Here is a 26131-nt window from a genome sequence, read left to right on the forward strand (position 1 = left end):
TTCCACTGAGAATATCCCTATATGCGCTAACCGCTGATAGACAGAATCTGCCTAATGTGACGTAAGACGCCCTACCAGTCCTCTACGGACTGTATTCGGGCGTTTCGGATTCACTGAACTTAGCCGAGCGGTATGCCCTTGTCAAATGCGCACGGCGTGCCGTATCCAGCCTTGCGCAACCCCATGATTTCTCACGCGAAACGTTGGGCGGCACAAACTACGGTTCGGTCGATGAAGGGTGTCTGTCGGCGGTCGCAACAGGGCGAATTCTGATGCACGATCAGTGCGGTGCAGCGCGGGAAATCGGCGACCGACTTGATGGCGAGCGGTAAGTGTGACGGGTCTCGGGCAGGTCCGCTTAACCCATCCCCACCCCAGCCCTCCCCTTGAAGGGGAGGGAGTGATCGTGCTGCGCTGGATCGGTCAGGCCGCGTGCGGCCTTTCGCTGACCAGCGCCGCGCCGCCGGCGCGGTTCAGCGCGCTCACCATCGCCTTGATCGACGCGGTGACGATGTTCTCGTCGATGCCGACGCCGTAGCAGTCGCCGCCCGCACCGGGCTTGGCCACTTCGATCAGCGCGTAGGCGCGGGCGTCGCCGCACTGGGCGCTGCTGCCGAAGGAGCGCTCTTCGTAGCTGCGCACCTGCAACTCGATGCCTAGGCTGTGGAGCGCGCGCACCGCAGCGTCGATGGGGCCGTTGCCTTCGGCGACGAGGGTGTGTTCCTGGCCATTGACGTCGAGCGTGAGGCGGATGCCCTGGGCGTCGCCGTGCTCGAAGAGGTGGTGCTCGACGTAGCGCACCGACGTGTCGTTGGCGAGGTAGGTGTCGGAGAACAGGCGCCAGATGTCGGCGGCCATGACTTCGCCCTTGTGCGTGTCGGCGTGCTTCTGCACGACGGCGGCGAATTCGACCTGCAGGCGCCGCGGCAGGACCATGCCGTATTCGGTTTCGAGCAGGTAGGCGATCCCGCCCTTGCCGGACTGGCTGTTGACGCGGATCACCGAGTCGTAGCTGCGGCCAACGTCGGCCGGGTCGATGGGAAGGTAAGGCACGTTCCACTGCTGATCCGCCTTGTGAGCGGCAAAGCCCTTCTTGATGGCGTCCTGGTGGGAGCCGGAGAAGGCAGTGAACACGAGGTCCCCGACGTAGGGGTGGCGCGGGGAGATGGGGAGCTGGGTACAGTGCTCGACTGTTCTGGCGACGGCGTTGATGTCCGAGAAGTCGAGGCCCGGATTCACGCCTTGGGTGTAGAGGTTGAGCGCGAGCGTGACGATGTCGACGTTGCCGGTGCGCTCGCCGTTGCCGAAGAGGCAGCCTTCGACGCGGTCGGCGCCGGCCATGAGACCGAGCTCGGCGGCGGCGACGGCGGTGCCGCGGTCGTTGTGCGGATGCACGCTGATGAGGACGCTGTCGCGGCGGGCTACGTTACGGTGCATCCACTCGATCTGGTCGGCGTGGATGTTGGGCGTGGCGACCTCGACCGTCGCGGGGAGGTTGAGGATGACCTTGTTGTTGGGGGTCGCGCCCCAGGCTTCGGTGACCGCATTGCAGACTTCGAGCGCGAAGTCGAGTTCGGTAGCGGTGAAGGTCTCGGGGCTGTACTGGAGGACGACTTCGGTTTCGGGCTGTTCGGCGGCGAGCTGCTTGATGAGCTTCACGGTCGACACGGCGAGCTCGACGATCTGCGGCTTGCTCATGCCGAAGACGGTGTCGCGGAAGGTTTCCGACGTGGCGTTATAGACGTGCACGATGGCGCGCTTGGCGCCGCGGATCGATTCCATTGTGCGGCGGATGAGCTCTTCGCGGGCCTGGGTGAGGACCTCGATGGTGACGTCATCCGGGATGTGCTTGCCCTCGATGAGCTCGCGCACGAAGTCGAACTCGATCTGCGACGCCGACGGGAAGGCGACTTCGATTTCCTTGAAGCCGATGTCGCACAGCGTGTGGAAGAGCTGCATCTTCTTCGCGGCGTCCATCGGCTCGAAGATCGACTGGTTGCCGTCGCGCAGGTCCGTGCTCATCCAGATCGGATGCTTGTCGATGACGCGGCTCGGCCACTGGCGGTCCGGGAGGTTCACCGGCGGGAAGGGGCGGTACTTGCGGGACGGGTCGGTCAACATGATGGGGTCCGGGGCTGAATATCGTTGTCGATGGGAAGCATGTTACGCAAAAGGCGTTGGCAGAGGCTTGCGTTCTTGCAGTGCATCACGGCGTATTTTGGCAGTTTATTGCGCACGTGACGTATTTTCGGATATATATACGAACACTCACCAACAATCCGGCAATCCCATGGAACTCGACCGCTACGACCGCGAGATCCTGCGCGTGCTGCAGCAGGACGGACGCATCAGCAACCAGGATCTGGCCGACCGCATCGGCCTGTCGCCTTCGCCCTGCCTGCGGCGCGTGCGGGCGCTGGAGGAATCGGGACTGATCGCGGGCTACCGCGCGCACGTGAATGCGAAGGCGCTGGGCCTGACGCTGATGGCGTTGATCCAGATCTCGATGGACCGGCACACGCAGGAGCGCTTCAAGGACTTCGAGGCGGCGGTGCTGGAGATTCCGGAAGTGCTGGAATGCCTGCTGATCACCGGACAGGCGTCCGATTACCAGCTGAAGGTGGTGGTGCGCGACATGGACGCCTACCAGGAGCTGCTGCTCAACCGCATCACGCGCATTCCGGGCGTGACGGGGGTGCATTCGAGCTTCGTGCTGCGGCGGGTGATCGAGCGCCAGGCGCTGCCGGTGGGGGATGCGTAGGGCGGGAGTAGCGCAGCGTATCCCGCCAAACGGCGCCGGAGCCGACCCGTACGTTGGATTGGCGGGATACGCTCTGCTCCTCCCGCCCTACGTGGGGTGCGGGCGCTGGACGACGTGCCGGGCACGAACTGAAACGGCGCTTCGGCGGACTAATTCGGCAGGAGCCGTTTCGGGGAGGCTGAATGCTGCGGATCGCCATTGTCGATGACCATCAGATCGTGCGCGCGGGGTTTCGCGAGATGCTTGCGGACGAGTTGGACCTGGAGGTCGCCTTCGAGGCGGCCTCGGGCGAGGATGCGCTCGACGCGCTGCGCGAGACGGGGTGCGACGTAGTGCTGCTGGACCTCGCCCTGCCCGGCCAGAGCGGGGTCGACGTGTTGCGCGCGATCCGTCAGCGCTTCGAGGGCGTGCGCGTGCTGGTGCTGTCGGGCTTTCCCGAGGAGCGCTATGCGATGGCGATGATCCGCAACGGCGCCGACGGCTACCTGTGCAAGGACTGCGAGCGCGACGAGTTGATCCGCGCGATCCGCACCGTGGCGGAGGGCCGGCGCTACGTGTCGGCGCGCACCGCGGAGCTGCTCGCGGAGGAGTTGGCGGGCGGCGGGACCGCGCCGCCGCACGAGTCGCTGTCCGACCGCGAGCTGCAGGTGTTCCTGCGGCTGGCGCGCGGCGAGTCGGTGACGGACATCGCGGACTCCCTCGCGCTGAGCGTGAAGACCGTGAGCACCTACCGTTCGCGCCTGCTGGAGAAGCTGGAGGTCGCGAGCAACGCGGAGCTCGCGGCCTACGCGATCCGGCACGGGCTGCTGGTGGAGTGAGGGCGGCAGGACGATGACGCCGCACGCCCACCCTCCGCTGAGAATCCTGCTGGTCGAGGATTCGCCGCTCCTCGGCAGCCTGCTGAGCGCGATGCTGGAGGAGCTGGAGGGCGTCGCGGTCGTCGCGGTCGCGGCCGACGAGGTCGAGGCGCTCGCGGCGCTGGAGGAGCGGCGCCCGGATCTGGCGATCGTCGATCTCAACCTGCGCGAAGGCAGCGGACTGGGGGTGCTGCGCGCGCTGCGGGCGAAACCCGAACGCTACGGTCGACCGGCGACGGCGGTGTTCACGAACCACGCCCACGCGCACCTGCGCGAACGCTGCCGCGCGCTGGGGGTGGATCGTTTTTTCGACAAGGCGTTGGAGATGGACGCCCTGCTCGACTACGTCGAATTCCTGCGCCGAGCGGCCACCGAGACTCACTGAGCGGCGTCGGCGGCCGGTTCTGCCTGGGTGACACGCTCGTACGGAAGACTCGCGCGGATTTGCGTGCCCTCGCCCGGGCGGCTGTCGATCGCGAACTCGCCGGCGAACATCTGCACGCGGTGGCGCATGCCCGCCAGACCGTGCCGGCCGTGTGCCGCGTCTGCGTCGAAACCTGCGCCGTCATCGGCCACGGCGAGTTGCAGGCGCTCGGGACCGACCCGTAGCGACAGGTCGACATGACTGGCATGCGCATGGCGGCGGACGTTGGTGAGGGCTTCCTGCGCGATGCGGAAGAGCGCGAGCGAGGTTTCGGGCGGCAGGGCCAGGTCGCTGTCGGGCAGATCGAGCGCGACGCCGATGCCGGTGTTCTTGGCGAATTCCTCGCCCAGTGTGCGCAGCGCGGCGACGAGGCCCAGCTCCTGCAGCAGCGGCGGGCGCAGGTCGTCGATGATGCGGCGCTTGAGCGCGATGCCGCTGTCGAGCGTGCGCAACAGGCGGTCGAAGCGTTCGCGGTGCGGCGCGAGTGCGGCCGGGTCGAGCTTGCGGGCGATCCACGCGACATCCATGCGCACGGCGGTGAGCAAGGCGCCCAGCTCGTCGTGCAGTTCGCGCGCGAGCCGCGCCTTTTCGGCCTCGCGCGTGGTGGTGAGGTAGCTGGCGAGGTCGGAGAGCTCGGCCGTGCGAGCGCGCACCTGCCTTTCGAGGCGGACGTTTTCCTGTGCGAACAGCCGCGTGATCTGTTCGCGCAGGCGCACCTGGGCGCGCAACACGAGGAACAGGACCACCAGCAGCGCGAGCGCACCGCCCGCCAGCGTCGCGACGACCCAGCGCGTGCGGTCGACGTGGGCGATCGACTCGTCGAAGGACTGCTGGCCCTGCACGCGGGTGCGGCGCTTGATCTCGCCCAGCGTCTTGCGGATCTCGTCCATGTAGCGCCGCCCGTCCGCGGAGGCCGAGCGGTCGACAAGCTGGCCGCGCTCGACTTCGTCGGAGAGGATGCGCATGCGCAGCGTGATGAGCCCGGTGAGCTGGGCGAGGATCTGCTCGTTCTCCGGCCCCTTGCCGAGGTCGAGATGGATGTCGTCCAGCGTGTAGGTGACCGTCGCGAGGCTGTTGAGGTAGGGCTCCAGATAAGCACGGTTGCGCGTGAGCAGGTAGCCGCGCACGCCGTTCTCCGCTTCGACAAGCTGGATCATCAGGCTGTCGACGCGCCCGGTGCGCTCGGCGTGCCGTTGCAGGTCCCCGAGCGCCTGCAGGCTGGTGCCGGCCTGCCAGAAGCTCGAGCCGAAGAGCGACAGCACCAGCGCGCAGCCCAGCGCCAGCAGGCCGTGGCGGCCGAAGCGCGCGATGCGCTCGGCGCGCATGTACGCGCGAAGGGACGTACCAAGGGACACACCTAAGGGCGTGATCAGTTTCATGGCGAATCTCCACGACGGGCCGCGTGCGCCCCGTGTCTTGCAGGAATCGTCCTACACGCGATTCCGCCTCGTCCGACAGACCCTCTCCTGCGCGATCCCTAACATGGGTCTTGCTCGCAGCGAGCCCCGCACATGGCGCGAAGCAGCACCGCCCAGCGAGGCCGCGAACGAACGATAGCCCCACAACTGCAGGAGAAGAGCGATGAAAAACATTCTTACCGTGCTCGCACTGGCAGTCGCCGGCTCGCTGCCGGTCGCAGTGACGGCGGCAGACCCGGCACAACCCGCGACACCGGCCCAGCGTGCAACGCCGGCAACGCCCGCGACGCCGACGCAGTCCGTAACGCCGGCAGTGCCTGCGACCCCGGCCCAGCCCGCGACACCGGCAGGCGCCGCGAAGACCCCGCCGCAGGGCGTGGCGCCCGAGGCCGGCCGCACCGAGCTGCCGCCGATGTTCAAGGAGCTGGACCAGGACAAGGACGGGCAGATCTCGAAGGATGAGAGCAAGCGCTCCGCCGAGACCCAGTCGAGCTTCGATTCGATGGACACCGACCGCAACGGAAAGATCTCGCTGGTCGAGTGGAGCGCGGCCGACAAGGCCAAACAACGCCCGAAACAGTAAGCACGGCCCGCTTCGACTGGAGTTTCAGCCGAACGACCGCCGCCCACTGCAAGGAGACCTTCCATGATCCGACAACTGAGAACCTGCCTCGTCTGCCTGCCGCTGATGCTCGCGCCCGTGGCGCTCCACGCGCAGGAAAGCAGCCCCGATGTGCTCGTCAAGGGCGTGACCGAGGACGTGCTGACCGTGCTGCGCGAGGACAAGGCGCTGCAGGCCGGCGACCAGCGCAAGGCGATGACGCTGATCGAGGAGAAGATCGGCCCCCACTTCGACTTCCCGCGCATGACCAGCCTGGCAGTCGGCCAAGGGTGGCGCCAGGCGGCGCCCGAGCAGCGCGAGGCGCTGACCCGCGAGTTCCGCACGCTGCTGGTACGCACCTACGCGAACGCGCTGACTTCGTACAAGAACCAGACGGTGAGCTACAAGCCGGCGACGCCGGGCCGTGAGGACGGTGCGGCGATGGTGCGCACGCAGATCAACCAGCCGGGTGGCCAGCCGATCGCGGTGGATTATCGGCTCGCGAAGAACTCCGGTACGTGGAAGGTGTTCGACGTGAGCATCGACAACGTGAGCCTGGTGACGAACTACCGCGGCAGCTTCGCGACCGAGCTGTCCAAGGGCGGCCCGGATGGGCTGATCCGCACGCTGCAGGAGAAGAACCGCGGCGCGGGGCCGCAGCCCGGCAAGGGCGGCAGTACCTGATCGCCGATAACAAGGAGGACTCATCATGCAACGCATCATTGCCAGAACGACCGTGCTCTTCGCCCTGCTGACCGCGCTGTCGGCGTGCAGCGGCTCGCCGACACGCGAAAGCACGGGCGAATACCTCGACGACAGCGTGATCACGACCAAGGTCAAGGCGGCCTTCGTCGAAGACAAGGCGGTCAATGCCCTGGACATCAAGGTCGTGACCTTCAAGGGCGCCGTGCAGCTCTCGGGCTTCGCGAACAACCCGCAGGAGATCGACCGGGCCGTGCAGATCGCCCGCACAGTGAAAGGCGTGACGTCGGTGAAGAACGACATCCGCCTGAAGTGAAGTAAGCGCGGCAACGCCGGCCCCGCCGGTTGAACCGGCGGACCAGCCTCCCGCAAGGAGCACATCATGAACAGCCAAAGCCTGAAATCGATTCTCGTCGTCGTGGCCACCGCCTTCAGCCTGTCGGCCTGCTCGACGACCGGCGGCACCATCCTCGGCGCCACGGTCGGCGCGGGTGTCGGTCACGCCGTGACCGGTTCGACTGCCGGCGCCGTTGGCGGTGCAGCAGTCGGCGGCATCATCGGCCACGAGATCACGCACTGATCCCGACGGCAACATGCCACCCCATGCCCCCGGCACTCCGCCGGGGGCTTTTCATTTCCGCGCATCCTCATCAACCGGCATTCGATACTTCAAGTATCGACAGAAATGATCCCCGCTCCAATTCATTCCGGCGGCGCTCTCCCCTATCCTGCATCCAACATGCCGAATACGGCGACCACGCAGGAACTGTTCAACGCCTGTGCCGCACACGGGGGCGCCGGCCGCGTCCACTCGGCGATGGCGCAGGCGCTGCAGAAGATGGGGAACTTCGGGATCGGACAGTGAGTGGCCAATGCGTTGCCGGCAAGGCACCGGCGTGCGCATACGCGTAATACCGGATATTCCCCGCGCCCCGCGCGGGCGAACATCCGGTCGCAGTTTGCCGACAAACGCGAAAGTGCCCTGTCGAATGCCCGAGCGTGCTGCCCCCCCCTTCTTCCCCGATACGGATCCCGCCATGAGCATTGAAACCGACATCCGCGCCCTACTGCGACAGATGTTCGCTGCGGCCGTGCAGGCCGCCCAGCCCGAGCGCTGCATCCCGTGTCACCTGCCTGCGCCGCCGAAGGGCCGCACCGTCGTCATCGGCGCCGGCAAAGCCTCGGCGGCGATGGCGCAGGCGCTGGAACGCAGCTGGCCAGGGCCGCTCTCCGGCCTCGTCGTCACCCGCTACGGCTACGCCGTGCCGTGCGAGCGCATCACCATCGTCGAGGCCGCCCATCCCGTGCCCGACGCCGCGGGGCTCGACGCCGCACGCGCCATGCTGGAAACCGTGAAAGGCCTCACCGCGGACGACCTCGTGATCTGCCTGATCTCGGGTGGCGGCTCGGCGCTGATGCCGCTGCCGGCCGAAGGCATCACGCTGGAGGACAAGCAGGCGATCAACCGCGCGCTGCTGAAGTCCGGCGCAACGATCTCCGAGATGAACTGCGTGCGCCGCCACCTCTCCGCGATCAAGGGCGGGCGGCTGGCCGCGGCCTGCCACCCGGCACGCGTCGTGAACCTGCTGATCTCCGACGTGCCCGGCGACAACCCGATCGACATCGCCTCCGGCCCTACCGTCGGCGACCCGACGCGCTGCGCCGACGCGCTGGAGCTCGTCGCGCGCTACGGCATCGATCTGCCTGCGGCCGCGCGCGCGCAGCTCGAGAGCGGCGCCGGCGAATCGATCAAGCCGGGTGACCCGCGCCTCGCGCGCGTGACGACAACGCTAATCGCGACGCCGCAGATGGCGCTCGAAGCCGCCGCCAAGGTCGCCGCCTGCGCGGGCTACACGCCGGTGCTGCTGGGCGACAGCATCGAGGGCGAGGCGCGCGACGTCGGCAAGGTCATGGCCGGCATCGCGCTGCAGGCGCGCCGCCACCGCCAGCCGGTCGCCGCCCCCTGCGTGCTGCTCTCGGGCGGCGAAACGACCGTGACCGTGCGCGGCCAGGGGCGCGGCGGACGCAACGTCGAGTTTCTGCTGGCGCTCGCGGTCGCCCTCGATGGCGAACCGGGCGTCTATGCGGTCGCGGGCGACACCGACGGCGTGGACGGCCTCGAAGAGATTGCCGGCGCCTTCGTCACCCCCGACACCCTGGCACGCGCCTGGGCTCTGGGTATACGTCCGCGCGATGCCCTCGCGAACAACGACGGCCACGGCTTTTTCGAAGCGCTGGGCGACTCGCTCGTCACCGGCCCGACGCTCACCAACGTCAATGATTTCCGCGCGATCGTCGTGCTGTAACGCCGACGCCGCACCATCACACATCAGGAGAAAACTGCAATGAAAACCATCAAGGCCCTCACCCTCGACGACGTCAAAAACATCGCTGCGGCGGCCGAAGCCGAGGCCCTCAGGAACGGCTGGGCCGTCACGATCGCCGTGTGCGACGCGGGCGGTCACGCGTTGTGGCTGCAGCGCCTGGACGGCGCCCCGCTCTCGAGCGCGCTGATCGCCCCCGAGAAGGCACGCACCAGCGTGATGGCGGGCAAGCCGAGCAAGGCGCTGGAGGATATGATCAACGGTGGCCGCTTCGCGGCGCTCGCGATGCCGGTCGTGCCGCTGGAAGGCGGAGAGCCCATCGTCGTCGATGGCGCGGTGATCGGCGCGGTCGGCGTGTCGGGCGTCAAGGCCTCCGACGACGCGCAGATCGCCCGCGCCGGCATCGCCGCGCTGGGCGAGTAACACAATTGAAAAAGCGACCGCTGTCGCACGCCTTGTTCCTCCCCCTTCAAGGGGGGAGGTTAGGAGGGGGATGGGTTTCTGCCGCGTCCGTTTAACCCATCCCCACCCCAGCCCTCCCCTTGAAGGGGAGGGAGCGGCCGCACCACACTCAGCCTGACATCACGTAAATGAATCCCGGGCTAGGAGAAACAATGAGGAGACACCCATGAGACGCCACCGCCAGTCGCGCATCCTCGCGACGCTCGGCCCGTCGAGTTCCACCCCCGAGCGCATCCGCGCGCTGGTCGACGCCGGTGCCGACGTGTTCCGCCTGAACTTCAGCCACGGCTCCCACGCCGACCACGCCGAACGGCTGCGCCAGATCCGCGACCTCGAGCGCGAGGTCGGCCGTCCGATCGGCATCCTGATGGATCTGCAGGGGCCGAAGCTGCGCATCGGCAAGCTCGCCGCAGGCAAGGTCATGCTCGCGGCCGGCAGCCGCTTCCGTCTCGACCTCGACGCGGCAGAGGGCGACGCCACGCGCGCCAACCTGCCCCACCCCGAGATCTTCGCCGCCCTCGAAACCGGCACCGAGCTGCTGCTCGACGACGGCAAACTGCGCTTGCGCGTGGAGGCTTTCGGCCCCGACTTCGCCGACACCACGGTGCTCGTCGGCGGCCCGCTGTCCGACCGCAAGGGCGTCAATGTACCCGGCGTCGTGCTGCCGATCTCGCCGCTCACACCCAAGGATCTCGCCGACCTCGATTACGGCCTGTCGCTCGGCGTCGACTGGGTCGCGCTATCCTTTGTGCAGCGCCCCGAGGACGTCCGCGAGGCGCGCGAAATCATCGGCGAGCGCGCGTGGATCATGGCCAAACTGGAAAAGCCGGCCGCGATCGAGCGCCTCGACGAGATCGTCGCGCTCGCCGACGGCATCATGGTGGCGCGCGGCGACCTCGGCGTGGAACTGCCGCCGCAGCAGGTGCCCATCCTGCAGAAGCGCATCGTCCGCGCCGCCCGCGCCGCCGGCAAACCGGTCGTCGTCGCGACGCAGATGCTCGAATCGATGATCAGTTCACCGGTGCCCACCCGCGCCGAAGCCTCCGACGTCGCCACCGCGATCTATGACGGCGCCGACGCGGTGATGCTGTCGGCGGAATCCGCCTCGGGCCAGTACCCGATCGAGGCGGTGACGATCATGGACCGCATCATCACCGAGGTCGAGCAGGACCCCGAATGGCGCGTGGGGCTGGATGCGAGCCACGTGCCCGCACAGGCGAACACGCCGGACGCCATCTGCTGCGCGCTGCGCGACGTCACCGCGCTGCTCAACCCGGCGGCGACCGTCGCGTATTCCAGCAGCGGCTTCAGCTGCCTGCGCGCGAGCCGCGAGCGCCCGAGCACGCCGATCCTCGGCCTCACGCCGCACCTGGCGACCGCCCGCCGCCTCGCCCTCGTGTGGGGCGTGCATCCGGTGCCCTTCGAGGACGTGCATGACGTCGCGGAGATGGTCGAGCACGCGAGCGCGGCGGTCGTCACGCACGGCTTCGCGCAACCCGGCGACAACGTCGTGATCATCGCCGGGCTGCCCTTCGGGCGCAGCGGCAGCACCAACCTGCTCCACGTCGTGAAGATCCCGCAGTAATCCCTGCCGGCAGCGCCTCCGCAGGCCGTTCCGCACCGGGACGGCCTGCAAATGCGTCACATTTCGACTACATCCATAGGAGGGCGACACGCCCGATCCTGAAAGGAGAGGTCGATGAAAGACGCAACCGTGCTCGTCGCGCGCATTCTTCTCGCACTCATCTTCATCATCGCCGGCTGGGGCAAGCTCGGCGCCGGCTACGCCGGCACACAACAATACATGGCTTCGATGGGTGTCGCCGGCGCCCTGCTGCCGCTCGTGATCTTCGCCGAGCTCGGTGGCGGTCTCGGCGTGCTGTTCGGTGCGCTCACCCGGTTCGCGGCCGCCGGGCTTGCCGCGTTCTGCATCCTCAGCGCGCTGTTCTTCCATACCGACTTCGCGAACCAGACGCAGTCCATCATGTTCATGAAGAACCTCGCGATCGCGGGCGGCATGCTGATGCTGGCCGTGCATGGCGCGGGCGCGTGGAGTCTCGACGCTTGGTGGCAGACACGCAGACACTGAACTGCCGGGGCGTTTCCCGGCTGCGGCGTCAGTTGAATCCGGGCGCGAAATCCGCCTGCGCGGCCTCGCCCTCGCCGATCGACGGCCGCGCCTGCACAGCGGCCAGGATCCCGGCGAGGATCTCCGCCGGCGGAGGCGGACAGCCCGGCACGGTCACGTCGACCGGGATCACGTTCGACACGCCGCCGCAGCTCGCATAGCTCTCGCCGAAGATCCCGCCGTTGCAGCCGCAGTCCCCCACCGCGACGACCAGCTTGGGCGCCGGCGTCGCGTCATAGGTACGCCGCAGCGCGACCTCCATGTGGCGCGACACCGGCCCGGTCACGAGCAGCATGTCGGCATGACGCGGACTGGCGACGAAGCGGATGCCGAGGCCCTCGATGTTGTAGTAGGGGTTGTTCAGCGCATTGATCTCGAGCTCGCAGCCGTTGCACGAGCCGGCATCGACGTGCCGGATCGCCAGCGCACGGCCGAGGATGGCGAGGAGCTCGTCATGGATCAGGTGCGCGGGGTGGCGCGCGCCCGCCAGCGGTTCGGGCGGCGGCTCGGTGACACGGCCGCGGCGCGCGACGTATTTCAGGATGTGCCACATTACAGGTCCTGCCCCGAATAGCTGAGATTGAAGGACTTGTTGATCAGCGGGAAGTCCGGAACGATGTTGCCGATGATCGCGTGCTCCAGCACCGGCCAGTTCTGCCACGACGGATCGTGGCAATGGCAGCGCGCGATGCGCCCCTGCGCGTTGGTCTCCAGCGCGACGAACACTTCGCCGCGCCAGCCCTCGACCCAGCCGGCGCCGACGCCGTCCCGCGTCGCGAGGACCGGCTCGTGGATCGCGCCGCCCGGCAGCCCGGCGATTAGCGCCTCGATCAGCCGCAGCGACTCGAAACACTCCTCGAAGCGCATCGCGACACGGGCCGCGACGTCGCCGTTGCGATGCGTGCAGGCCGTGACCGCGAGGCCGTCGTAGGGCGGCCACGGGAAGTCTGCGCGCAAGTCGGCCGCCTGCCCGCTCGCCCGTCCGGCAAGCCCCGTCAGCCCCAGGCGCGCGGCAAGTTCCGGGGTGACCCGGCCGGTCGTCACGAGACGGTCCTGCAGCCCGGCGTGCTCGTCGTAGATGTCCTTCAGCTCGGCGACTTCGCGCGCGATGTCCGCGACCTGGCGGCGCAGCTGCGCGCAGCCGTCCGCGTCGAGATCGCGCGCGACCCCGCCGGGACGGACGCCGTCCATCATCAGGCGGTGGCCGAAGCACTCGCGGTTCAGGCGCAGCCAGTCCTCGCGCAGGCGCGAGAACTGCGCGAGGGCGAAGCCGAACGCGGCGTCGTTGCCGAGCGCCCCGAGGTCGCCGAGGTGATTCGCCACGCGCTCGCGCTCGAGCATCAGTGCCCGCAGCCACACTGCACGCTCGGGCGCCTTCGCGCCGACCAGCGACTCGGCCGCCATCGCGTAGGCCCACGCGTACGCGACGGTGCTGTCGCCCGACACCCGCCCGGCGAGGCGTGCGCCCTCGTCGGTGTCCACGCCCATGAAACGGCGCTCGATGCCCTTGTGCTTGTAGCCCAGCCGCTCCTCGAGCCGCAGCACCTTCTCGCCGACCACCGAGAAGCGGAAATGCCCCGGTTCGATCGTGCCGGCATGCACCGGCCCGACCGGGATCTCATGCACGCCGTCGCCTTCGACGACCACGAAGGGGTAGGCATCGGCCTGCGCCTCGAAGCGCTCCTGGCCGGTGTTGTCGAGGCGCAGCGGGAAATAGTCCGCAGGCCACGCGCCGTGACGCAGCCACGGGCGATCGTCGCCCGCGTCCTCGGCCTCGACACCGACGAGGTCGCGCGTGGCGCGCTGCATGCGGATCGCGGCGGGGAAGAAGCGCGAGATGTCCGGGTAGACCGGCTTTGCCGCATCCAGGCCCAGCTTCGCCCACAGCAGTCCGTCCGCGCTCGCGTACGCCGCCGACACCGCGAAGCCGTCGCCCGCGGCGCGCTCGTCGCTGCCCCACAGGCTCACGAGCCGCCCCTTCGCCTCCGCCACGGCCAGCGCCAGCGCGCTCCACTGCGCGGCATGCACCCGTGCGGCGAAGATCGGCACGGGCGCATCGATCCGTTCGAAGCGGCAATCGAGTCCGAAAAACTCCACGTCAGGCCTCCCGCCGGGCCGCCCCAAGGGAGGCCTGCGCCCCCCCGGGGGGTAGCGAACAAAGTGAGCATGGGGGTTGTTGCACTCTAGCCTCCGATCATCTGGGCCGCCTGCCGGTACCAGCCGTCGAGATAGGGCGGGATGTAAAGCCCGAGCATCAGCGCGAGCCCGAGATGGACGAACACCGGCAGCAGCGCCGGCGGGTGGGCGAGCGGGCGCAGCGAGGTCTCGCCGAACACCATCGGCTGCACGCGCCCGAAGATCGCCGCGAACGCGACGCCCAGCGCGACCAGCAGGAAGGGCGTGGCCCACGGCGCCTCGCGCATCGCCGTCGTCAGGATCAGGAACTCGCTCGCGAATACGCCAAAGGGCGGCATGCCGAGGATCGCCAGCGAGCCCAGCATCAGGCCCCAGCCGACCGTCGGACTCACCTTCAGCAGGCCGCGGATGTCCTCCATCGCCTGCGAACCGGCCTTCTGCACCGCATGCCCGACGGCGAAGAAGATCGCCGACTTCACCAGCGCATGCACGGTCATGTGCAGCAACCCGGCGAAGTTCGCGATCGGGCCGCCCAGGCCGAAGGCGAAGGTCATCAGGCCCATGTGCTCGATCGACGAATACGCGAACATGCGCTTGACGTCGCGCTGGCGCGACAGGAAGAAGGCCGCGACGACGACCGTGACGAGGCCGAAGCCGATCATCATGCGCCCCGGCAGGCCGTTCGCGAGCGCCCCGTCGGCTAGCACCTTGCAACGCAGCACCGCGTACAGCGCGACGTTCAGCAGCAGACCCGACAGCACCGCCGAGATCGGCGTCGGGCCTTCCGCATGCGCGTCGGGCAGCCAGTTGTGCACCGGCACCAGGCCCACTTTCGTGCCGTAGCCGAGGAGCAGGAAGACGAAGGCCAGCGACAGGATCTCCGGGTCGAGCAGATGCTTGGACTGGGCCAGGTGCGTCCATAGCAACGCCTCGTCGCCGCCGCCGATCGCGCGCTCGGCCGCGAGGTAGAGCAGGATGGTGCCGAACAGCGCCTGCGCGATGCCCACGCCGCACAGGATGAAGTACTTCCACGCCGCCTCCAGGCTCGCCGGCGTGCGATACACCGACACCAGCAGCACCGTCGTCAGCGTCGCTGCCTCCATCGCCACCCACAGGATGCCGAGGTTGTTGGTCGTCAGCGCGACCAGCATCATGCCGTTGAAGAGCTGGTACATGCTGTGGAACAGCCGCATCCGACCGGGCGTCATCTTGCCGTGGTCGCGCTCGATGCGCATGTAGGGGCGCGAGAAGAGCGAAGTCGTGAAGCCGACGAAGGCGGTGAGGGTGACGAGGAAGACGTTGAGCGGATCGACGAAGAACCACTCGCCCCACGCCGTGAGCGGCCCGTCGCGCACGACGATCGCCGTGAGCCAGACGGACGCCGCCAGGGTGAGCAGGCTCACCGCGGCGTTCAGGTCGCCGGCCCGCTCGCGGTCGCCCCACACCGCGAGCAGCACGCCACCAAGCAGCGGAAACGCGAGGACGAGGAGGAGCGGGTCCATCAGTCTTCCTTCAGCTTTTCGAGATGGCGGATGTCCAGACTGTCGAACTGCTCGCGGATCTGGAACATGAATACGCCGAGGATCAGGATGCCGACCAGCACGTCGAACGCGATGCCCAGCTCGACGATCATCGGCATGCCGCTGGTCGCCGCAGTCGCCGCGAAGAACAGGCCGTTCTCCATCGACAGGAAGCCGATCACCTGCGGCACCGCCTTCGCGCGCACGATCATCATCAGGAAGGACAGCAGCACGCACGCGAGCGCGATGCCGAGCGTGCCGCGCGCGATCGAGGTCGACAGCCCCGCGATCGGCGCCGCCAGATTGAAGGCGAAGATCACCAGCACGATGCCGATCAGCATCGTCGTCGGGATGTTGAACAGGGTCTCGACGTCCCAGCGCACGTTCAGGCGCTGGATGACCCGGTGCAGCAGGATCGGGATCAGGATCACCTTCAGCACGAAGGTCAGCGCTGCGGAGAAGTACAGGTGGTGCTGGCCGGTGAGATAGCCGACGATCAGCGTCGCCACCGCCAGCGCCGCCCCCTGCAAGGTGAACAGGTGGATCAGCGTCAGGATGCGGCGCTGCGCGATCATCGCGAACGCGAGCACGAGCAGCACCACCGCGAAGAGGTTGATCGACTGGGCGAGGAGCGTGTTCATGAGGGTCTAGGCTCCAAGCAGCACATGCACCAACAACGCGATCACCGCGAGCAGGAAGGCCGTCGCGAGGAACTCCGGCACGCGGAACAGGCGCATCTTCGCGTTGATCGTCTCGATCAGCGCAAGCACCACGCCGCCGACGGCGAGCTTCACCACCAGCATCGGGATCGCGAACAGGATCGCGACCGGCGTCCCCGCCTCGGCCACGCCCCACGGTACGAACAGCGCGAGGCCGATACACGAATACGCGAAAAGCTTCAGCGACGCCGCCCATTCGACCAGCGCGAGATGGCGCCCCGAGTATTCGAGGATCAGCGCCTCGTGGATCATCGTCAACTCGAGGTGGGTGGCCGGGTTGTCGACCGGCACGCGCGCGTTCTCCGCCAGCGACACCATCGTGAAGGCGACGCCCGCCACCGCCAGGCTCGGGTAGATCGCGAAGGGCTGGTGCGCGAGCGTTTCGACGATCATCGCGAGCGAAGTCGACTGCGTGATCAGCGAGGCCGAGAACAGCACCATCAGCAGCGCCGGCTCGGCGAGGAAGCCGATCAGCATCTCGCGCCGCGCGCCGAGCGTGCCGAAGGACGTGCCGATGTCCATCGCCGCGAGCGAGATGAACACGCGCGCGAGCGCGAACAGGCCGACCAGCGCGATCGCGTCGGCCGCGGGCGCCAGCGGCAGGTCGGTCGACAGCGTCGGTGCGATGCCGCACGCGAGTGCCATGCAGCCGAACATGATGTAGGGCGCGACGCGGAAGATCGGCGTTGCGTGCTCGGCGACGACCGACTCCTTGTTGAACAGCTTGTGCAGCACGCGATAGGGCTGCAGCAGGCCCGGCGCGCGCCGCCCCTGCAGCCACGCGCGCCACTGGTTCCCCCACCCCGTCAGCAGGGGAGCCAGCGCCAGCGCGAGGAGGATGGCGAGCAACTGCGCGAACAGGCCGACGACGCTCATGACTTCACCACCAGCAGCAGGACGATCAAGGTCACGAAGCTGTACAGCAGGTAGATCGCGATGCGCCCCTGCTGCAGCCGCCCGACGCCGCGCGCGATGCCGGACGTGAGGCGCGCGACCGGCAGGTACAGCCAGTGCCAGAAATGGTCCTCGATCGTGACACGGTAATGCGGTTTCGCATCGAACGGCGACGGCAGCTCGCGCCGCATGCGGAAGAAGGGCTCGAAGATCTGGCGGATCGGCTGGCCGAAACCCTCCGCCGTATCCTGCATTCGCGCGGTCTGCGCCGGATAGCCGCAGTCCCACGCAGGCGCACGGCGCAGGCGACCGTGGTAGAACTTGCGCACGAGCACGACCGCGAGCAGCACCGCGACACTGACGACCAACAGGAATACCAGCGGACCGTAGCTTGCACGATCGATCGAGCTCGGCGACAGCAGCAGCCAGCCGTTCGCGCGCACCGTGTCGGCAATGCCGCCGCCGACCAGCAGCTGCGTTACCCGGTCGATCAGGCCGATGACCTGCACCGGAAAGAGGCCCAGCAATACGCAGCCCGCGCCGAGCCACACCAGGCCTGCACGTTCGAGCGGGGACGCCGGGTGCGCGTCGGCGAGCTTCGGCTCGCGCGGCTGGCCGAGAAAGATCACGCCGTAGAACTTCACCATCGTGTAGCCGGCCAGCGCGGCGACCAGCGCGATGCCCGCCGCGAGCACCGGCACGAGCATGTTGAGGAAGGAGTCCGGCAGCCCCGTCGTGAACAGGAAGCTCTGCAGCAGCAGCCATTCGGACACGAAGCCGGAGAACGGCGGCAGGCCCGAACTCGCCAGCACGCCGACGAGCGACAGCCACGCCACCCAGGGCATGCGCCGCATCAGGCCGCCGAGCTTGCCGAGACTGCGCTCGCCGGTCGCGTGCAGCACCGAACCGGTCGCGAGGAACAGCAGGCTCTTGAAGAAGGCATGGCCGACGACGTGGTACAGCGCCGCGGTCAGCGCCAGCGCGGACAGCGCCTTCATGCCGTAGGCGTTGAACAGCACGCCGAGGCCGATGCCGACGAAGAGCAGGCCGATGTTCTCGATCGACGAATACGCGAGCAGGCGCTTCATGTCCGTCTGCACCGCGCTGAACACCACGCCATACAGCGCGGTCGCGAGGCCTACCGCCATGAGCAGCACGCCCCACCACCATTGCTGCGCGCCGAGCAGATCGAAGCTCACGCGCAGCAGGCCGTAGATCGCGGTCTTCAGCATCACGGCGCTCATCAGCGCGGACACCGGCGACGGCGCCGCCGGATGGGCCTCCGGCAGCCACACATGCAGCGGCAGGATGCCGGCCTTCGCGCCGAAGCCCACGGTCGCGAGCAGGAACGCGGCCGAGGCCCACAGCGGCGACAGCGACTGAGCGCGCATGTTGGCGAAGGTGTAGTCGCCGGTGTTGGCCTGCAGCACGCCGAAGCACAGCAGGATGCCGATCGCGCCGATATGGGCGATGAGCAGGTACAGGAAACCCGCCTCGCGGATCGCCGGCACGCGATGGTTCGCGGTGACGAGGAAGAACGAGGACAGTGCCATCGTCTCCCACATCACCATGAAGGCGTAGGCGTCGTCGGCCAGCACGACCAGCGCCATGCTGGCGAGGAAGAGATGGTATTCGAGGCACATCAGCCCGGGCGGCGTGCCCTCGCCGTGGCGGAAGTAGCCCGCGGCGAAGATCGAGATGCCGAAGGAGATCGCGCCGATCACGAGCAGGAAGAAGGCCGACAGCCCGTCGAGCCGCAGGTGGAAAGGCAGATCCGGCAGGCCCAGCGCGAGCACCGCGGTTTCCGGGGTGCCGAGCAGCCCGGCGACGGCGAGCCCTGCGAGCGCCACCGCCAGCACGGCCCCGGCCGGAAACAGCACGCGGGCGACGAACGCGGTGTTGCGCAGTGCGCCGATCCCGGCGACCCCCAACGCGAGCCAGCCCGCGATGACGATCAGGATCCAGTCGAGAACCAGCACGCGCCCTCCTCCGAGGAGTGTTTCATTGCGTTCGTATTTGTTGCACACTACATTAATATCAATGCTGCTTTCAATGTTAATTTGATGTTAATCGCCGCAATCGCCAACGCGTGATGAAAGAGAATCGAACCGCCCGCCTGACCGTGCTGATCGACCCGGAGAAGAAGAAGCTCTTCGAGGAAATCTGCGCCAGCAAGGACCTGACGCCCTCGCAGGTCGTGCGCCGTCTGATCCGTCAGTACGTGCAGGAGAATGCCGGCAACCGGACGCTGCCGGAGTGGCTGAAGGACAACGACTGAAAGGTGTAGGCCGGCGCCGACGCTCGGGGCGCCGGACGCGCCCCCGTGATCCGTGCCCGTGGATGGGGACGCCGTAGGGCGGATGAGCCGCGCAGCGGCGTTATCCGCCGAATGCGAGGCGTGCGAGCGTGACCGCTGCATGGCGGAAGGCGCTGCGCTTTTCCGCCCTACGATCCGTTCATGCGGTTGAGCTGATCAGGGCATGCGCCGGCGCACGTCGCCCGATGCGGCAGGGTCCGCCATGCGGGCGGTCACCAGCCCCGGCAGATCCGCCCGATCGAACACCGGCTGTGCCGCAGCGTATGCGCGCGGCAAGCCCCAGCGCACCACCTCCATGCGCCCGTCGAGGTGCTCGACGATCGCGGTGCAGCTGTCCACCCAGTCGCCGCAGTTGAGGTAGCGCACGCCCTCGACCTCGGAGTCCGCCGCCCAGTGGATGTGGCCGCAGATCACCCCGTCCAGCCCCTTGCGCCGCGTCGCGTGGGCGATCGACGCCTCGAAGTCGAAGATGAAATTCACCGCGCGCTTCACCTTCTGCTTCGCGTAGCCCGCCAGCGACCAGTAGCCGGGCCGACGCAACAGCCGGCGCACGCGCGACAGCCACAGGTTGATGCGCACCAGCGTGTTGTACGCAACGTCGCCCAGCAGCGCGACCCAGCGGTGATGGCGCGTGACCTGGTCGTACTCGTCGCCATGCACGATCCAGTAGCGGCGGCCGTCGGCGGCTTCATGCACCCATTCGGATTCCACGCGAATGTCGCCGAACGCGATCCCCGCATACTCGCGCAGCGCCTCGTCGTGATTGCCGGGAACGAGGAACACCTTGCAGCCCTGGCGCGCGCGGCGCAGCACCTTCTGCACCACGGTGTTCTGCATCACGCTCCACTGGATGCCACGGTTCATGGCCCAGAAATCGACGATGTCGCCGACCATGTAGAGGTAGTCCGAAGGGTGCTCGCGCAGGAAATCGAGCAGCCGGTCGGCCTGGCACGCGCGGGTGCCGAGATGGACGTCGGAGATGAAAACGGAACGAACCTGGGGCATCGCTAACGCACCGTGGCCTTGAAGGGAAGAAAATCGGGAAGCGCGGCCTGCGCCTCGTCCACCACGCGCTGCAGCGAGGTCGCGAAGTGGTCGTTGATGCGCTCCCAGTCGAGCGATTCGCTGCGCCGGCGGGCTGCTTCGGCGATCCGCGCGCGCAGATCCCGGTCGGACGCAGCGACCACCGATTCGGCCACGAAGGCCGCCGCCGCACCGGGCCGCACCAGCAAGCCGTCGCAGCCGCTCGAGATAACCTCGGCGGCCGCTGCGCAGTCGTAGGCCACGACGCACAGCCCGCTCGCCATCGCCTCCAGCGTGACGTTGCCCCAGGTTTCCGACAGGCTGGGGAACAGGAACAGATCACCCGACGCGTAGTGCGCGGCCAGGTCCTCGCCGCGGCGCGCACCGGCGAACACGACATCCGGGTTGCCCTCCTGCAGGGACTTGCGCAGCGGCCCGTCGCCCACGATCACCAGCCGCGCGTTCGGCCTCCGGCGGCGGATCGCCGCGAACGCCTCCAGCACCAGCGGCAGGTTCTTCTCCGGCGCCACGCGCCCGACCCACACCACCGCCAGTGCGTCCGCAGCGACGCCCCAAGCCTCGCGCAAGGCCGCGCTGCGGCGCGCCGGGCTGAACAGCTCCGTATCCACCCCGCGCGCGACCACCTCCACGGAGCGGTAGCCGCGAGCGCGCAGGTCGTGCGCCATCACGCGCGTCGGCACGAAGGTCACGGCCGTGCGGTTGTGCATGCGCTTGAGCCACGCGGCGACCGGGCGCTCCAGCCAGCCGACGCCGTAATGCGCGCTGTAGCTGTCGAAGTTGGTATGGAAGTCCGACGTCACCGGAATGCCGAGGCGGATCGACGCGGACACCGCCGACCACCCCAGCGGCCCCTCGGTCGCCACATGCACGAGGTCCGGCCGCTGACGCGACCACAGGCGGAACAGCCGCGTGCGTGCGGGTAGCCCGAAGCGCAGGCCGTCGTAGTTCGGGATCTTCATCCCGTGCGCCAGCACCTCCTCGAAACCGGGGCCGTCCACCGCCCGGTCCGACAGGGCCTGACGCGGGCGCACCAGTTGCACCCGGTGCCCGCGCGCGATCAGGCCATCGACCATGCGTCCCAGCGTCATCGCCACGCCGTTGATCTCCGGCGCCCACGTCTCGGTGACCAGCGCGATACGCAGGCTGGGCCGCAGACAACGTTCTTCGGTCACGAAATCGACGTCTTTCATGAACCCGAACGCTAACGGGCGGAAACGAAAAACTCGTGACGTATGGATTAAGCTTCGATTACACAGCGCCTCTCACAACCGGACACACAATGCACATGAAACGTACCGCGCTCCTCGGCCTCGCCACCTTCGCCCTCATGCTGGGGGCCTGCAGCAAGCTCACCGTAGAAAACTACGACAAGCTCACGATGGGCATGACCTATAACGAGGTGAAGCAGCTGCTCGGCGCGCCGGACAAGTGCAGCGACCTGCTCGCGGTGAAAAGCTGCACCTGGGGCAACGACGCCCGCTACGTGCAGGTGAATTTCGTCGCCGACCAGGTCGTGCTGTTCAACTCCGCGAACCTGCGCTGAGATCGGTTCCGCCCGGCCGGCCGCGAACGGACCCCGGGCGGGCGACGTAAATAGTTACATTTGCACAAATTCATCTTTCTAAAATAGTATTAATTCTCTCGATGCCTCTCCAACCTTCCGGATAAATCACTCCCCCGCCGCTGTCGGAGGGAGACAGAACACCACACCGGCTTCGGAGGACTCCCCTCGATGGATCTGCTGATCTGGCCGGACTGGCCACTGGCGCTTGGCGCCCTTTTTCCCGTTGCGATCGCCCTCGTGCTCACCGCCCTCGTCGGCGAAGCCGGCGGGCGCTTCGGCCTGCCGCGCGTAAGCGGCTATGCCCTCGCCGGCCTCGTGCTCGGCCCGCTCGTGCTGGGCTGGTTCGACATCAACGACCTTGCCGGCCACCGCCTCGTCATCGATTTCACGATCGCGCTGGTGCTGTTCGAGCTCGGCATCCGCCTCGATGTGCGCTGGCTCGCCGCGAACCGCTGGGTCGTCGCGACGAGCACGGGAGAAATCGCCCTCACCTTTGCCCTCACCTTCGGTGCGCTGTGGGCCGCAGGCACCGGCGCGGGCGTCGCCCTGGCCGTCGCCGCGATTGCGGTCGGCACCTCGCCGGTCATCCTCATGCACGTCACCAACGAGCTGCGCGCCTCCGGCCAGACCACCGACCGCCTGCTCGCGCTGTGCGCGCTCAACGTCGCGGTGTCGGTGATCCTGCTCAAGCTCCTCGTCGGCGCCCTGCACGGCGTGCACTCGGGCTGGCAGCTCGCGCTGCTCCACCCCCTCTACCTGCTGCTCGGCTCCGCGCTGGCCGGTGCGGTCATCGCCGCGGCCTATCTCGGGCTGCGCCGACTGGTCGACCCGGCCACCGAGCAGGGCCTTGTCGCGATGATCGCGCTGCTGCTCGCCGCCATCGCGCTGCTCAGCGCGCTGCGCCTGCCTACCGCGCTCGCGCCGCTGTTCGCCGGCGCCCTGATCAAGTGGCGCGACCGGCGCCCCCACCTGTGGCCACAGCAGTTCGGCAGCTTCGGCGGCGTGCTGGTGATCGTCGCCTTCATGCTCGCGGGCGCAGCCGTCACCGCCGGCGAACTCTTCGCCGGCGCCGGAATCGGACTCCTCGCGATCCTCGCCCGCGCTGCGGGCAAGCTCGGCGGTGCGATGGCCTTCGGCCCGCCCAGCGGGCTCGACCTGCGCAAGAGCCTCGCCCTAGGCGTCGGCCTGATGCCCCTGTCGGTGCTGGCGCTATTGCAGGCCGTGGATGTGCGCCTGCTGTATCCCGAATTCGGCTCCCGCCTGATGCCCATCGTGATCGCGATGACCGTGGTGCTGGGCCTCCTCGGGCCGATCGCGACCCGGCGGGCACTGATCCGCGTACGCGAAACCCGTCGCGGAGAAACGTCATGAGCCTGGAAAACTTTGCCTCCTCGCGCGCCCTCTCGCTGGGCGTCGAACTCGAACTGCAGCTCGTCAGCACGCACGACTACGACCTCGTTTCCTCCGCGGAGGACCTGCTGCGCGTGATGGCGAGCAAGGACGTGCCGGGCGAGGTCAAGCCCGAGATGACGTGCTCGATGATCGAAGTATCCACCGGCATCTGCAACGACTACGCCAGCGTCGCCGCAGAGCTGGAAGCCCTGCGCGCCGCGCTCACCGACGCCGCACGCAAGCTCAACATCGGCATCTGCGGCGGCGGCACCCATGCCTTTCAGGACTGGAGCGAGCGCCGCATCTTCGACAAGCCGCGCTTCCACTATCTCTCCGACCTGTACGGCTACCTCGCCAAGCAATTCACCGTGTTCGGCCAGCACGTGCACATCGGCTGCCCGGGCCCCGACGCCGCGCTCTACCTGCTGCACGGCATGTCGCGCTACATCCCCCACCTGATCGCGCTGTCGGCCTCGTCACCCTACGTGCAGGGCAAGGACACGGGTTTCCAGTCCGCCCGCCTCAACTCGGTGTTCGCCTTTCCCCTGTCGGGTCGCGCCCCCTTCGTCGAGACCTGGCAGGATTTCGAGGCTTACTTCCGCAAAATGAGCGACACCGGTGTCGTCCAGAGCATGAAGGACTTCTACTGGGACATCCGTCCCAAGCCCGAATACGGCACCATCGAAGTCCGCGTCATGGACACCCCGCTCACCGTCGGCCGCGCCGCCGCGATCGCCGCCTACATCCAGTCGATCGCCCGCTACCTGATGATCGAGCGCCCGATCCGGCTCGCCGAGGACGACTATCTCGTCTACACCTTCAACCGCTTCCAGGCCTGCCGCTTCGGCTTCGCCGGCACCTACGTGCATCCGGAAACACACGAACACTGCACCATCGCCGAGGAAATCGAGGCCAGCTTCGCCCGCATCGAACAGCACGCCATCGAGCTCGGCTGCGACGGCGCGCTGGGCGAGTTGCTGCGTCAGGTGCGCGAAGGGCGCAACGACGCGGCCTGGCTGCGCGAACGCCACACCGGCGGCGAATCGCTGCCCGAACTCGTGATGAATCAGTGCGCCCGCTGGATGGGAGGAGAGGCAATGTGAGCAGGACTCCGCTGCGCATCGGCCTCTCGGCCCGCCTGCTGCACACGCCGCCGGCGGAACTCGGCTTTCCGGGCAAGACGTTGCAGTACCTGGAACAGTCGATGGCCCACTGGATCATGTCGCACGGCGCGCTCGTCCTCATGGTGCCCACCATAGGCCAGCACCTCGGCCTGCGGCGGGCGCAGATCTCGGTGCACGACTACGTCAGCGTCCTGGACGGGCTCGTGCTGCAGGGCGGCGCCGACGTCAGCCCCACCACCTACCGGCAGGAACCGCTGCGCCCCGAATGGACCGGCGACCGCGTGCGCGATCTCTACGAGATCGAGCTGCTGTGGGAATTCGCAATCCAGGGCAAGCCGGTGCTGGGCGTATGCCGCGGCGCGCAGCTCATCAACGTCGCGTGCGGCGGCACACTGTGGCAGGACATCTCGGAATATGTGCCCGGCGCTACCGCGCACCGCGATGTCGACCTCTACGACAAGCACCACCACGAGATCGAGTTCGTCGCCGACAGCCGCCTCACCACGCTGTACGGCGGCACCGCCGGCGGCCTCGTGAATAGCATCCACCACCAGGCCGTGCGCGACCTCGGCTCCGACCTGCGTATCGAGGCCTACTCGCGCGGCGACAACGTCGTCGAGGCGATCCGCTGGCAGGGCAACGGCTACCTCTTCGGCTGCCAGTGGCACCCGGAATTCCACGGCGGGGCCGGCGGCCTGCTCGACGGCAGCCCCATCCTGCAGGACTTCCTCGACGCCGCCGAGCGCGCCCGCGGCTAGCCCCTCGTCCCCGAATCCGCGCGCGCCGGCAGCGCATTGCGCCCGCGCATCGCGATCGCGCTGATCCCCACCAGCGCCGCGCCGATGCACACCATGCCCCATGACTCCATCGTGCTCGGCCGCTCACCGAGCTCGATCCAGCCGCTCAACACCCCCACCGCGGGAATGACCAGCGACGACAGTCCCGCCAGCCCCGCCGGCAAGCGGTCGAGGATGAACAGCCACATCAGCCACGCCAGGCCCGTCGCGAACAGCGCGTTGTACGCCAGCGCACCGACGAAATAAGGCGTGATGCGCGGCGGCTCGGACGGCAGCAGCCACGCAATCACGCACAGCACCAGCGAACCGAGCAGCATCTGCCACGCCGTCAGCGACAACAGGTCGATCTGCACGTTGCCGCGCAGCCGCTTCGCCCACACCGCGCTCGCAGCCCACACCAACCCTGCCAGGACCGCCAGCAGCGTGCTCTGCAAATCGCCGCGCAAGGTCCACGGCTCCACAATCAGCATCAGGCCGGCGAACGCCAGCCCCACCGCAACCCACTGCGAGCCGCGCATCCGCTCGCCGAGGAAGGTGCGCGCGAGCATCAGCAGCCAGAACGGCATCGTGTACACCAGCACCGCCGTCTTGCCCGCACCGCCGCTCACCAGCGCCCACTGGATCAGGCCCGTAAACGCCGCCGTCTGCAGCAAACCCAGCCACAAGGTCCCGCCCAGCGCCACCGGCCGCAGCGAGCGCCTGCGCAAGGCGAGCACGACGAACAGGGAGAGCGCGCCGAAGAAGGTGCGCAGCGCGGAGAAGTCGAAGGGATCGACGTCGCGCAGCACCTTCTTCATCACCACCCAGTTGTAGCCCCAGATCAGGGAGAGGAGAAGAAGCACCCCCGCCGCGACCAGCAGCCTGCGATCACGAATCATCAGCGAATCCCGGAGTCGGGGTACCGTCGGCACGGAACCCGTATTTTGTATGCAATTTGCCCATTGATT

The 26131-nt window shown here is 68.0% G+C and carries 28 protein-coding genes; 17 read left to right on the top strand and 11 right to left on the bottom strand.

Going from position 1 to position 26131, the window contains the following annotated elements; all coding sequences use genetic code 11:
• Positions 1-423: 423 nt before the first annotated feature.
• Positions 424-2121, bottom strand: coding sequence for a 2-isopropylmalate synthase (leuA, locus tag AzCIB_RS17115; protein WP_050416983.1), 1698 nt, complete (start codon positions 2119-2121; stop codon positions 424-426).
• 169 nt (positions 2122-2290) lie between these two features.
• Between leuA and AzCIB_RS17120 the strand changes: the two genes are divergently transcribed.
• The 3 genes from AzCIB_RS17120 to AzCIB_RS17130 all read left to right on the top strand — a co-directional run bounded on the left by AzCIB_RS17120 (position 2291) and on the right by AzCIB_RS17130 (position 4003).
• Positions 2291-2761: an Lrp/AsnC family transcriptional regulator gene (locus AzCIB_RS17120; RefSeq protein ID WP_050416984.1), complete on the top strand. Its 471-nt coding sequence runs from the start codon at positions 2291-2293 to the stop codon at positions 2759-2761.
• Positions 2762-2943: 182 nt separating this feature from the next.
• The gene (locus AzCIB_RS17125; protein ID WP_050416985.1) at positions 2944-3579 is read left to right on the top strand and encodes a response regulator; all 636 of its coding nucleotides are present in this window, start codon (positions 2944-2946) and stop codon (positions 3577-3579) included.
• A 13-nt stretch (positions 3580-3592) separates the two neighbouring features.
• The gene (locus AzCIB_RS17130; RefSeq protein WP_050416986.1) at positions 3593-4003 is read left to right on the top strand and encodes a response regulator; all 411 of its coding nucleotides are present in this window, start codon (positions 3593-3595) and stop codon (positions 4001-4003) included.
• On the opposite strand, the gene AzCIB_RS17135 is transcribed toward AzCIB_RS17130, so the two are convergent.
• Entirely contained in the window at positions 3997-5421 is a 1425-nt protein-coding gene (locus tag AzCIB_RS17135) for a CHASE3 domain-containing protein (RefSeq protein ID WP_050416987.1), read from the bottom strand. The genes AzCIB_RS17130 and AzCIB_RS17135 overlap by 7 nt on opposite strands.
• A gap of 202 nt (positions 5422-5623) precedes the next feature.
• Between AzCIB_RS17135 and AzCIB_RS17140 the strand changes: the two genes are divergently transcribed.
• From AzCIB_RS17140 to AzCIB_RS17175, 9 genes are all read left to right on the top strand, one after another.
• On the top strand, positions 5624-6043 hold the full coding sequence (locus AzCIB_RS17140) for an EF-hand domain-containing protein (RefSeq protein ID WP_050416988.1): 420 nt from the start codon (positions 5624-5626) through the stop codon (positions 6041-6043).
• A gap of 63 nt (positions 6044-6106) precedes the next feature.
• Positions 6107-6745 carry an MlaC/ttg2D family ABC transporter substrate-binding protein gene (locus tag AzCIB_RS17145; protein ID WP_050416989.1) on the top strand — a complete coding sequence of 213 codons (639 nt, stop codon included), beginning with the start codon at positions 6107-6109 and terminating at the stop codon, positions 6743-6745.
• A gap of 25 nt (positions 6746-6770) precedes the next feature.
• Positions 6771-7079 carry a BON domain-containing protein gene (locus AzCIB_RS17150; RefSeq protein WP_050416990.1) on the top strand — a complete coding sequence of 103 codons (309 nt, stop codon included), beginning with the start codon at positions 6771-6773 and terminating at the stop codon, positions 7077-7079.
• Between the two features lie 66 nt (positions 7080-7145).
• Positions 7146-7343, top strand: coding sequence for a YMGG-like glycine zipper-containing protein (locus tag AzCIB_RS17155; protein WP_050416991.1), 198 nt, complete (start codon positions 7146-7148; stop codon positions 7341-7343).
• Between the two features lie 159 nt (positions 7344-7502).
• Positions 7503-7628 carry a hypothetical protein gene (locus tag AzCIB_RS24920; RefSeq protein WP_286130867.1) on the top strand — a complete coding sequence of 42 codons (126 nt, stop codon included), beginning with the start codon at positions 7503-7505 and terminating at the stop codon, positions 7626-7628.
• Between the two features lie 172 nt (positions 7629-7800).
• Complete coding sequence (locus tag AzCIB_RS17160; RefSeq protein WP_050416992.1) at positions 7801-9069, top strand: glycerate kinase type-2 family protein; 1269 nt, start codon at positions 7801-7803, stop codon at positions 9067-9069.
• Positions 9070-9108: 39 nt separating this feature from the next.
• Positions 9109-9510: a GlcG/HbpS family heme-binding protein gene (locus AzCIB_RS17165; RefSeq protein WP_050416993.1), complete on the top strand. Its 402-nt coding sequence runs from the start codon at positions 9109-9111 to the stop codon at positions 9508-9510.
• Between the two features lie 205 nt (positions 9511-9715).
• Positions 9716-11134 (top strand): pyruvate kinase, encoded by a 1419-nt coding sequence (pyk, locus tag AzCIB_RS17170; RefSeq protein WP_050416994.1) that lies wholly within the window; start codon positions 9716-9718, stop codon positions 11132-11134.
• Between the two features lie 114 nt (positions 11135-11248).
• Entirely contained in the window at positions 11249-11638 is a 390-nt protein-coding gene (locus AzCIB_RS17175) for a DoxX family protein (protein WP_050416995.1), read from the top strand.
• Positions 11639-11666: 28 nt separating this feature from the next.
• Here AzCIB_RS17175 and AzCIB_RS17180 read toward each other — a convergent pair whose 3' ends face one another.
• From AzCIB_RS17180 to hyfB, 6 genes are all read right to left on the bottom strand, one after another.
• Positions 11667-12230: an NADH-quinone oxidoreductase subunit B family protein gene (locus AzCIB_RS17180; RefSeq protein ID WP_050416996.1), complete on the bottom strand. Its 564-nt coding sequence runs from the start codon at positions 12228-12230 to the stop codon at positions 11667-11669.
• Complete coding sequence (locus AzCIB_RS17185; RefSeq protein ID WP_050416997.1) at positions 12230-13774, bottom strand: hydrogenase large subunit; 1545 nt, start codon at positions 13772-13774, stop codon at positions 12230-12232. Before AzCIB_RS17185 ends, AzCIB_RS17180 begins: the two co-directional genes overlap by 1 nt.
• Positions 13775-13860: 86 nt before the next feature.
• Positions 13861-15315, bottom strand: coding sequence for a hydrogenase 4 subunit F (locus AzCIB_RS17190; protein ID WP_050416998.1), 1455 nt, complete (start codon positions 15313-15315; stop codon positions 13861-13863).
• On the bottom strand, positions 15315-15974 hold the full coding sequence (locus AzCIB_RS17195) for a formate hydrogenlyase (RefSeq protein WP_050416999.1): 660 nt from the start codon (positions 15972-15974) through the stop codon (positions 15315-15317). The genes AzCIB_RS17190 and AzCIB_RS17195 overlap by 1 nt, the downstream gene beginning before the upstream one ends.
• 6 nt (positions 15975-15980) lie before the next feature.
• Positions 15981-16928, bottom strand: a complete 948-nt coding sequence (locus AzCIB_RS17200) for a respiratory chain complex I subunit 1 family protein (protein WP_050417000.1) — start codon at positions 16926-16928, stop codon at positions 15981-15983.
• On the bottom strand, positions 16925-18925 hold the full coding sequence (gene hyfB / locus AzCIB_RS17205; RefSeq protein WP_050417001.1) for a hydrogenase 4 subunit B: 2001 nt from the start codon (positions 18923-18925) through the stop codon (positions 16925-16927). Before hyfB ends, AzCIB_RS17200 begins: the two co-directional genes overlap by 4 nt.
• Before the next feature lie 113 nt (positions 18926-19038).
• On the opposite strand from hyfB, the gene AzCIB_RS17210 reads away from it, so the two are divergent.
• Positions 19039-19224 (top strand): ribbon-helix-helix protein, encoded by a 186-nt coding sequence (locus AzCIB_RS17210; RefSeq protein ID WP_050417002.1) that lies wholly within the window; start codon positions 19039-19041, stop codon positions 19222-19224.
• 195 nt (positions 19225-19419) lie between these two features.
• Here the strand turns inward: AzCIB_RS17210 and AzCIB_RS17215 are convergent, their stop codons facing one another.
• Both AzCIB_RS17215 and AzCIB_RS17220 read right to left on the bottom strand, forming a co-directional pair.
• Positions 19420-20268 carry a UDP-2,3-diacylglucosamine diphosphatase gene (locus AzCIB_RS17215; RefSeq protein WP_050417003.1) on the bottom strand — a complete coding sequence of 283 codons (849 nt, stop codon included), beginning with the start codon at positions 20266-20268 and terminating at the stop codon, positions 19420-19422.
• A gap of 2 nt (positions 20269-20270) precedes the next feature.
• Entirely contained in the window at positions 20271-21497 is a 1227-nt protein-coding gene (locus AzCIB_RS17220) for a glycosyltransferase family 4 protein (RefSeq protein ID WP_050417004.1), read from the bottom strand.
• 95 nt (positions 21498-21592) lie between these two features.
• On the opposite strand from AzCIB_RS17220, the gene AzCIB_RS17225 reads away from it, so the two are divergent.
• The 4 genes from AzCIB_RS17225 to AzCIB_RS17240 all read left to right on the top strand — a co-directional run bounded on the left by AzCIB_RS17225 (position 21593) and on the right by AzCIB_RS17240 (position 25145).
• A complete protein-coding gene (locus AzCIB_RS17225; protein WP_050418429.1) occupies positions 21593-21850 on the top strand; it encodes a DUF3862 domain-containing protein in 258 nt (85 codons plus the stop codon).
• Between the two features lie 189 nt (positions 21851-22039).
• Complete coding sequence (locus AzCIB_RS17230) at positions 22040-23242, top strand: cation:proton antiporter (protein WP_050417005.1); 1203 nt, start codon at positions 22040-22042, stop codon at positions 23240-23242.
• Positions 23239-24366 (top strand): YbdK family carboxylate-amine ligase, encoded by a 1128-nt coding sequence (locus tag AzCIB_RS17235; RefSeq protein WP_050417006.1) that lies wholly within the window; start codon positions 23239-23241, stop codon positions 24364-24366. The genes AzCIB_RS17230 and AzCIB_RS17235 overlap by 4 nt, the downstream gene beginning before the upstream one ends.
• Entirely contained in the window at positions 24363-25145 is a 783-nt protein-coding gene (locus tag AzCIB_RS17240; RefSeq protein ID WP_050417007.1) for a gamma-glutamyl-gamma-aminobutyrate hydrolase family protein, read from the top strand. Before AzCIB_RS17235 ends, AzCIB_RS17240 begins: the two co-directional genes overlap by 4 nt.
• Here AzCIB_RS17240 and AzCIB_RS17245 read toward each other — a convergent pair.
• The gene (locus AzCIB_RS17245; protein ID WP_050417008.1) at positions 25142-26062 is read right to left on the bottom strand and encodes a DMT family transporter; all 921 of its coding nucleotides are present in this window, start codon (positions 26060-26062) and stop codon (positions 25142-25144) included. The genes AzCIB_RS17240 and AzCIB_RS17245 overlap by 4 nt on opposite strands.
• Positions 26063-26131: the final 69 nt, after the last annotated feature.

Origin of the sequence: Azoarcus sp. CIB (assembly GCF_001190925.1) — a bacterium.
Lineage (GTDB): Bacteria > Pseudomonadota > Gammaproteobacteria > Burkholderiales > Rhodocyclaceae > Aromatoleum.

Bases quoted from the DNA above. Each gene is read 5' to 3' on its own strand.
- leuA (WP_050416983.1), bottom strand. From the start codon at position 2,121: ATGTTGACCGACCCGTCCCGCAAGTACCGCCCCTTCCCGCCGGTGAAC.
- AzCIB_RS17120 (WP_050416984.1), top strand. From the start codon at position 2,291: ATGGAACTCGACCGCTACGACCGCGAGATCCTGCGCGTGCTGCAGCAG.
- AzCIB_RS17125 (WP_050416985.1), top strand. From the start codon at position 2,944: ATGCTGCGGATCGCCATTGTCGATGACCATCAGATCGTGCGCGCGGGG.
- AzCIB_RS17130 (WP_050416986.1), top strand. From the start codon at position 3,593: ATGACGCCGCACGCCCACCCTCCGCTGAGAATCCTGCTGGTCGAGGAT.
- AzCIB_RS17135 (WP_050416987.1), bottom strand. From the start codon at position 5,421: ATGAAACTGATCACGCCCTTAGGTGTGTCCCTTGGTACGTCCCTTCGC.
- AzCIB_RS17140 (WP_050416988.1), top strand. From the start codon at position 5,624: ATGAAAAACATTCTTACCGTGCTCGCACTGGCAGTCGCCGGCTCGCTG.
- AzCIB_RS17145 (WP_050416989.1), top strand. From the start codon at position 6,107: ATGATCCGACAACTGAGAACCTGCCTCGTCTGCCTGCCGCTGATGCTC.
- AzCIB_RS17150 (WP_050416990.1), top strand. From the start codon at position 6,771: ATGCAACGCATCATTGCCAGAACGACCGTGCTCTTCGCCCTGCTGACC.
- AzCIB_RS17155 (WP_050416991.1), top strand. From the start codon at position 7,146: ATGAACAGCCAAAGCCTGAAATCGATTCTCGTCGTCGTGGCCACCGCC.
- AzCIB_RS24920 (WP_286130867.1), top strand. From the start codon at position 7,503: ATGCCGAATACGGCGACCACGCAGGAACTGTTCAACGCCTGTGCCGCA.
- AzCIB_RS17160 (WP_050416992.1), top strand. From the start codon at position 7,801: ATGAGCATTGAAACCGACATCCGCGCCCTACTGCGACAGATGTTCGCT.
- AzCIB_RS17165 (WP_050416993.1), top strand. From the start codon at position 9,109: ATGAAAACCATCAAGGCCCTCACCCTCGACGACGTCAAAAACATCGCT.
- pyk (WP_050416994.1), top strand. From the start codon at position 9,716: ATGAGACGCCACCGCCAGTCGCGCATCCTCGCGACGCTCGGCCCGTCG.
- AzCIB_RS17175 (WP_050416995.1), top strand. From the start codon at position 11,249: ATGAAAGACGCAACCGTGCTCGTCGCGCGCATTCTTCTCGCACTCATC.
- AzCIB_RS17180 (WP_050416996.1), bottom strand. From the start codon at position 12,230: ATGTGGCACATCCTGAAATACGTCGCGCGCCGCGGCCGTGTCACCGAG.
- AzCIB_RS17190 (WP_050416998.1), bottom strand. From the start codon at position 15,315: ATGGACCCGCTCCTCCTCGTCCTCGCGTTTCCGCTGCTTGGTGGCGTG.
- AzCIB_RS17195 (WP_050416999.1), bottom strand. From the start codon at position 15,974: ATGAACACGCTCCTCGCCCAGTCGATCAACCTCTTCGCGGTGGTGCTG.
- AzCIB_RS17200 (WP_050417000.1), bottom strand. From the start codon at position 16,928: ATGAGCGTCGTCGGCCTGTTCGCGCAGTTGCTCGCCATCCTCCTCGCG.
- AzCIB_RS17210 (WP_050417002.1), top strand. From the start codon at position 19,039: ATGAAAGAGAATCGAACCGCCCGCCTGACCGTGCTGATCGACCCGGAG.
- AzCIB_RS17215 (WP_050417003.1), bottom strand. From the start codon at position 20,268: ATGCCCCAGGTTCGTTCCGTTTTCATCTCCGACGTCCATCTCGGCACC.
- AzCIB_RS17220 (WP_050417004.1), bottom strand. From the start codon at position 21,497: ATGAAAGACGTCGATTTCGTGACCGAAGAACGTTGTCTGCGGCCCAGC.
- AzCIB_RS17225 (WP_050418429.1), top strand. From the start codon at position 21,593: ATGAAACGTACCGCGCTCCTCGGCCTCGCCACCTTCGCCCTCATGCTG.
- AzCIB_RS17230 (WP_050417005.1), top strand. From the start codon at position 22,040: ATGGATCTGCTGATCTGGCCGGACTGGCCACTGGCGCTTGGCGCCCTT.
- AzCIB_RS17235 (WP_050417006.1), top strand. From the start codon at position 23,239: ATGAGCCTGGAAAACTTTGCCTCCTCGCGCGCCCTCTCGCTGGGCGTC.
- AzCIB_RS17245 (WP_050417008.1), bottom strand. From the start codon at position 26,062: ATGATTCGTGATCGCAGGCTGCTGGTCGCGGCGGGGGTGCTTCTTCTC.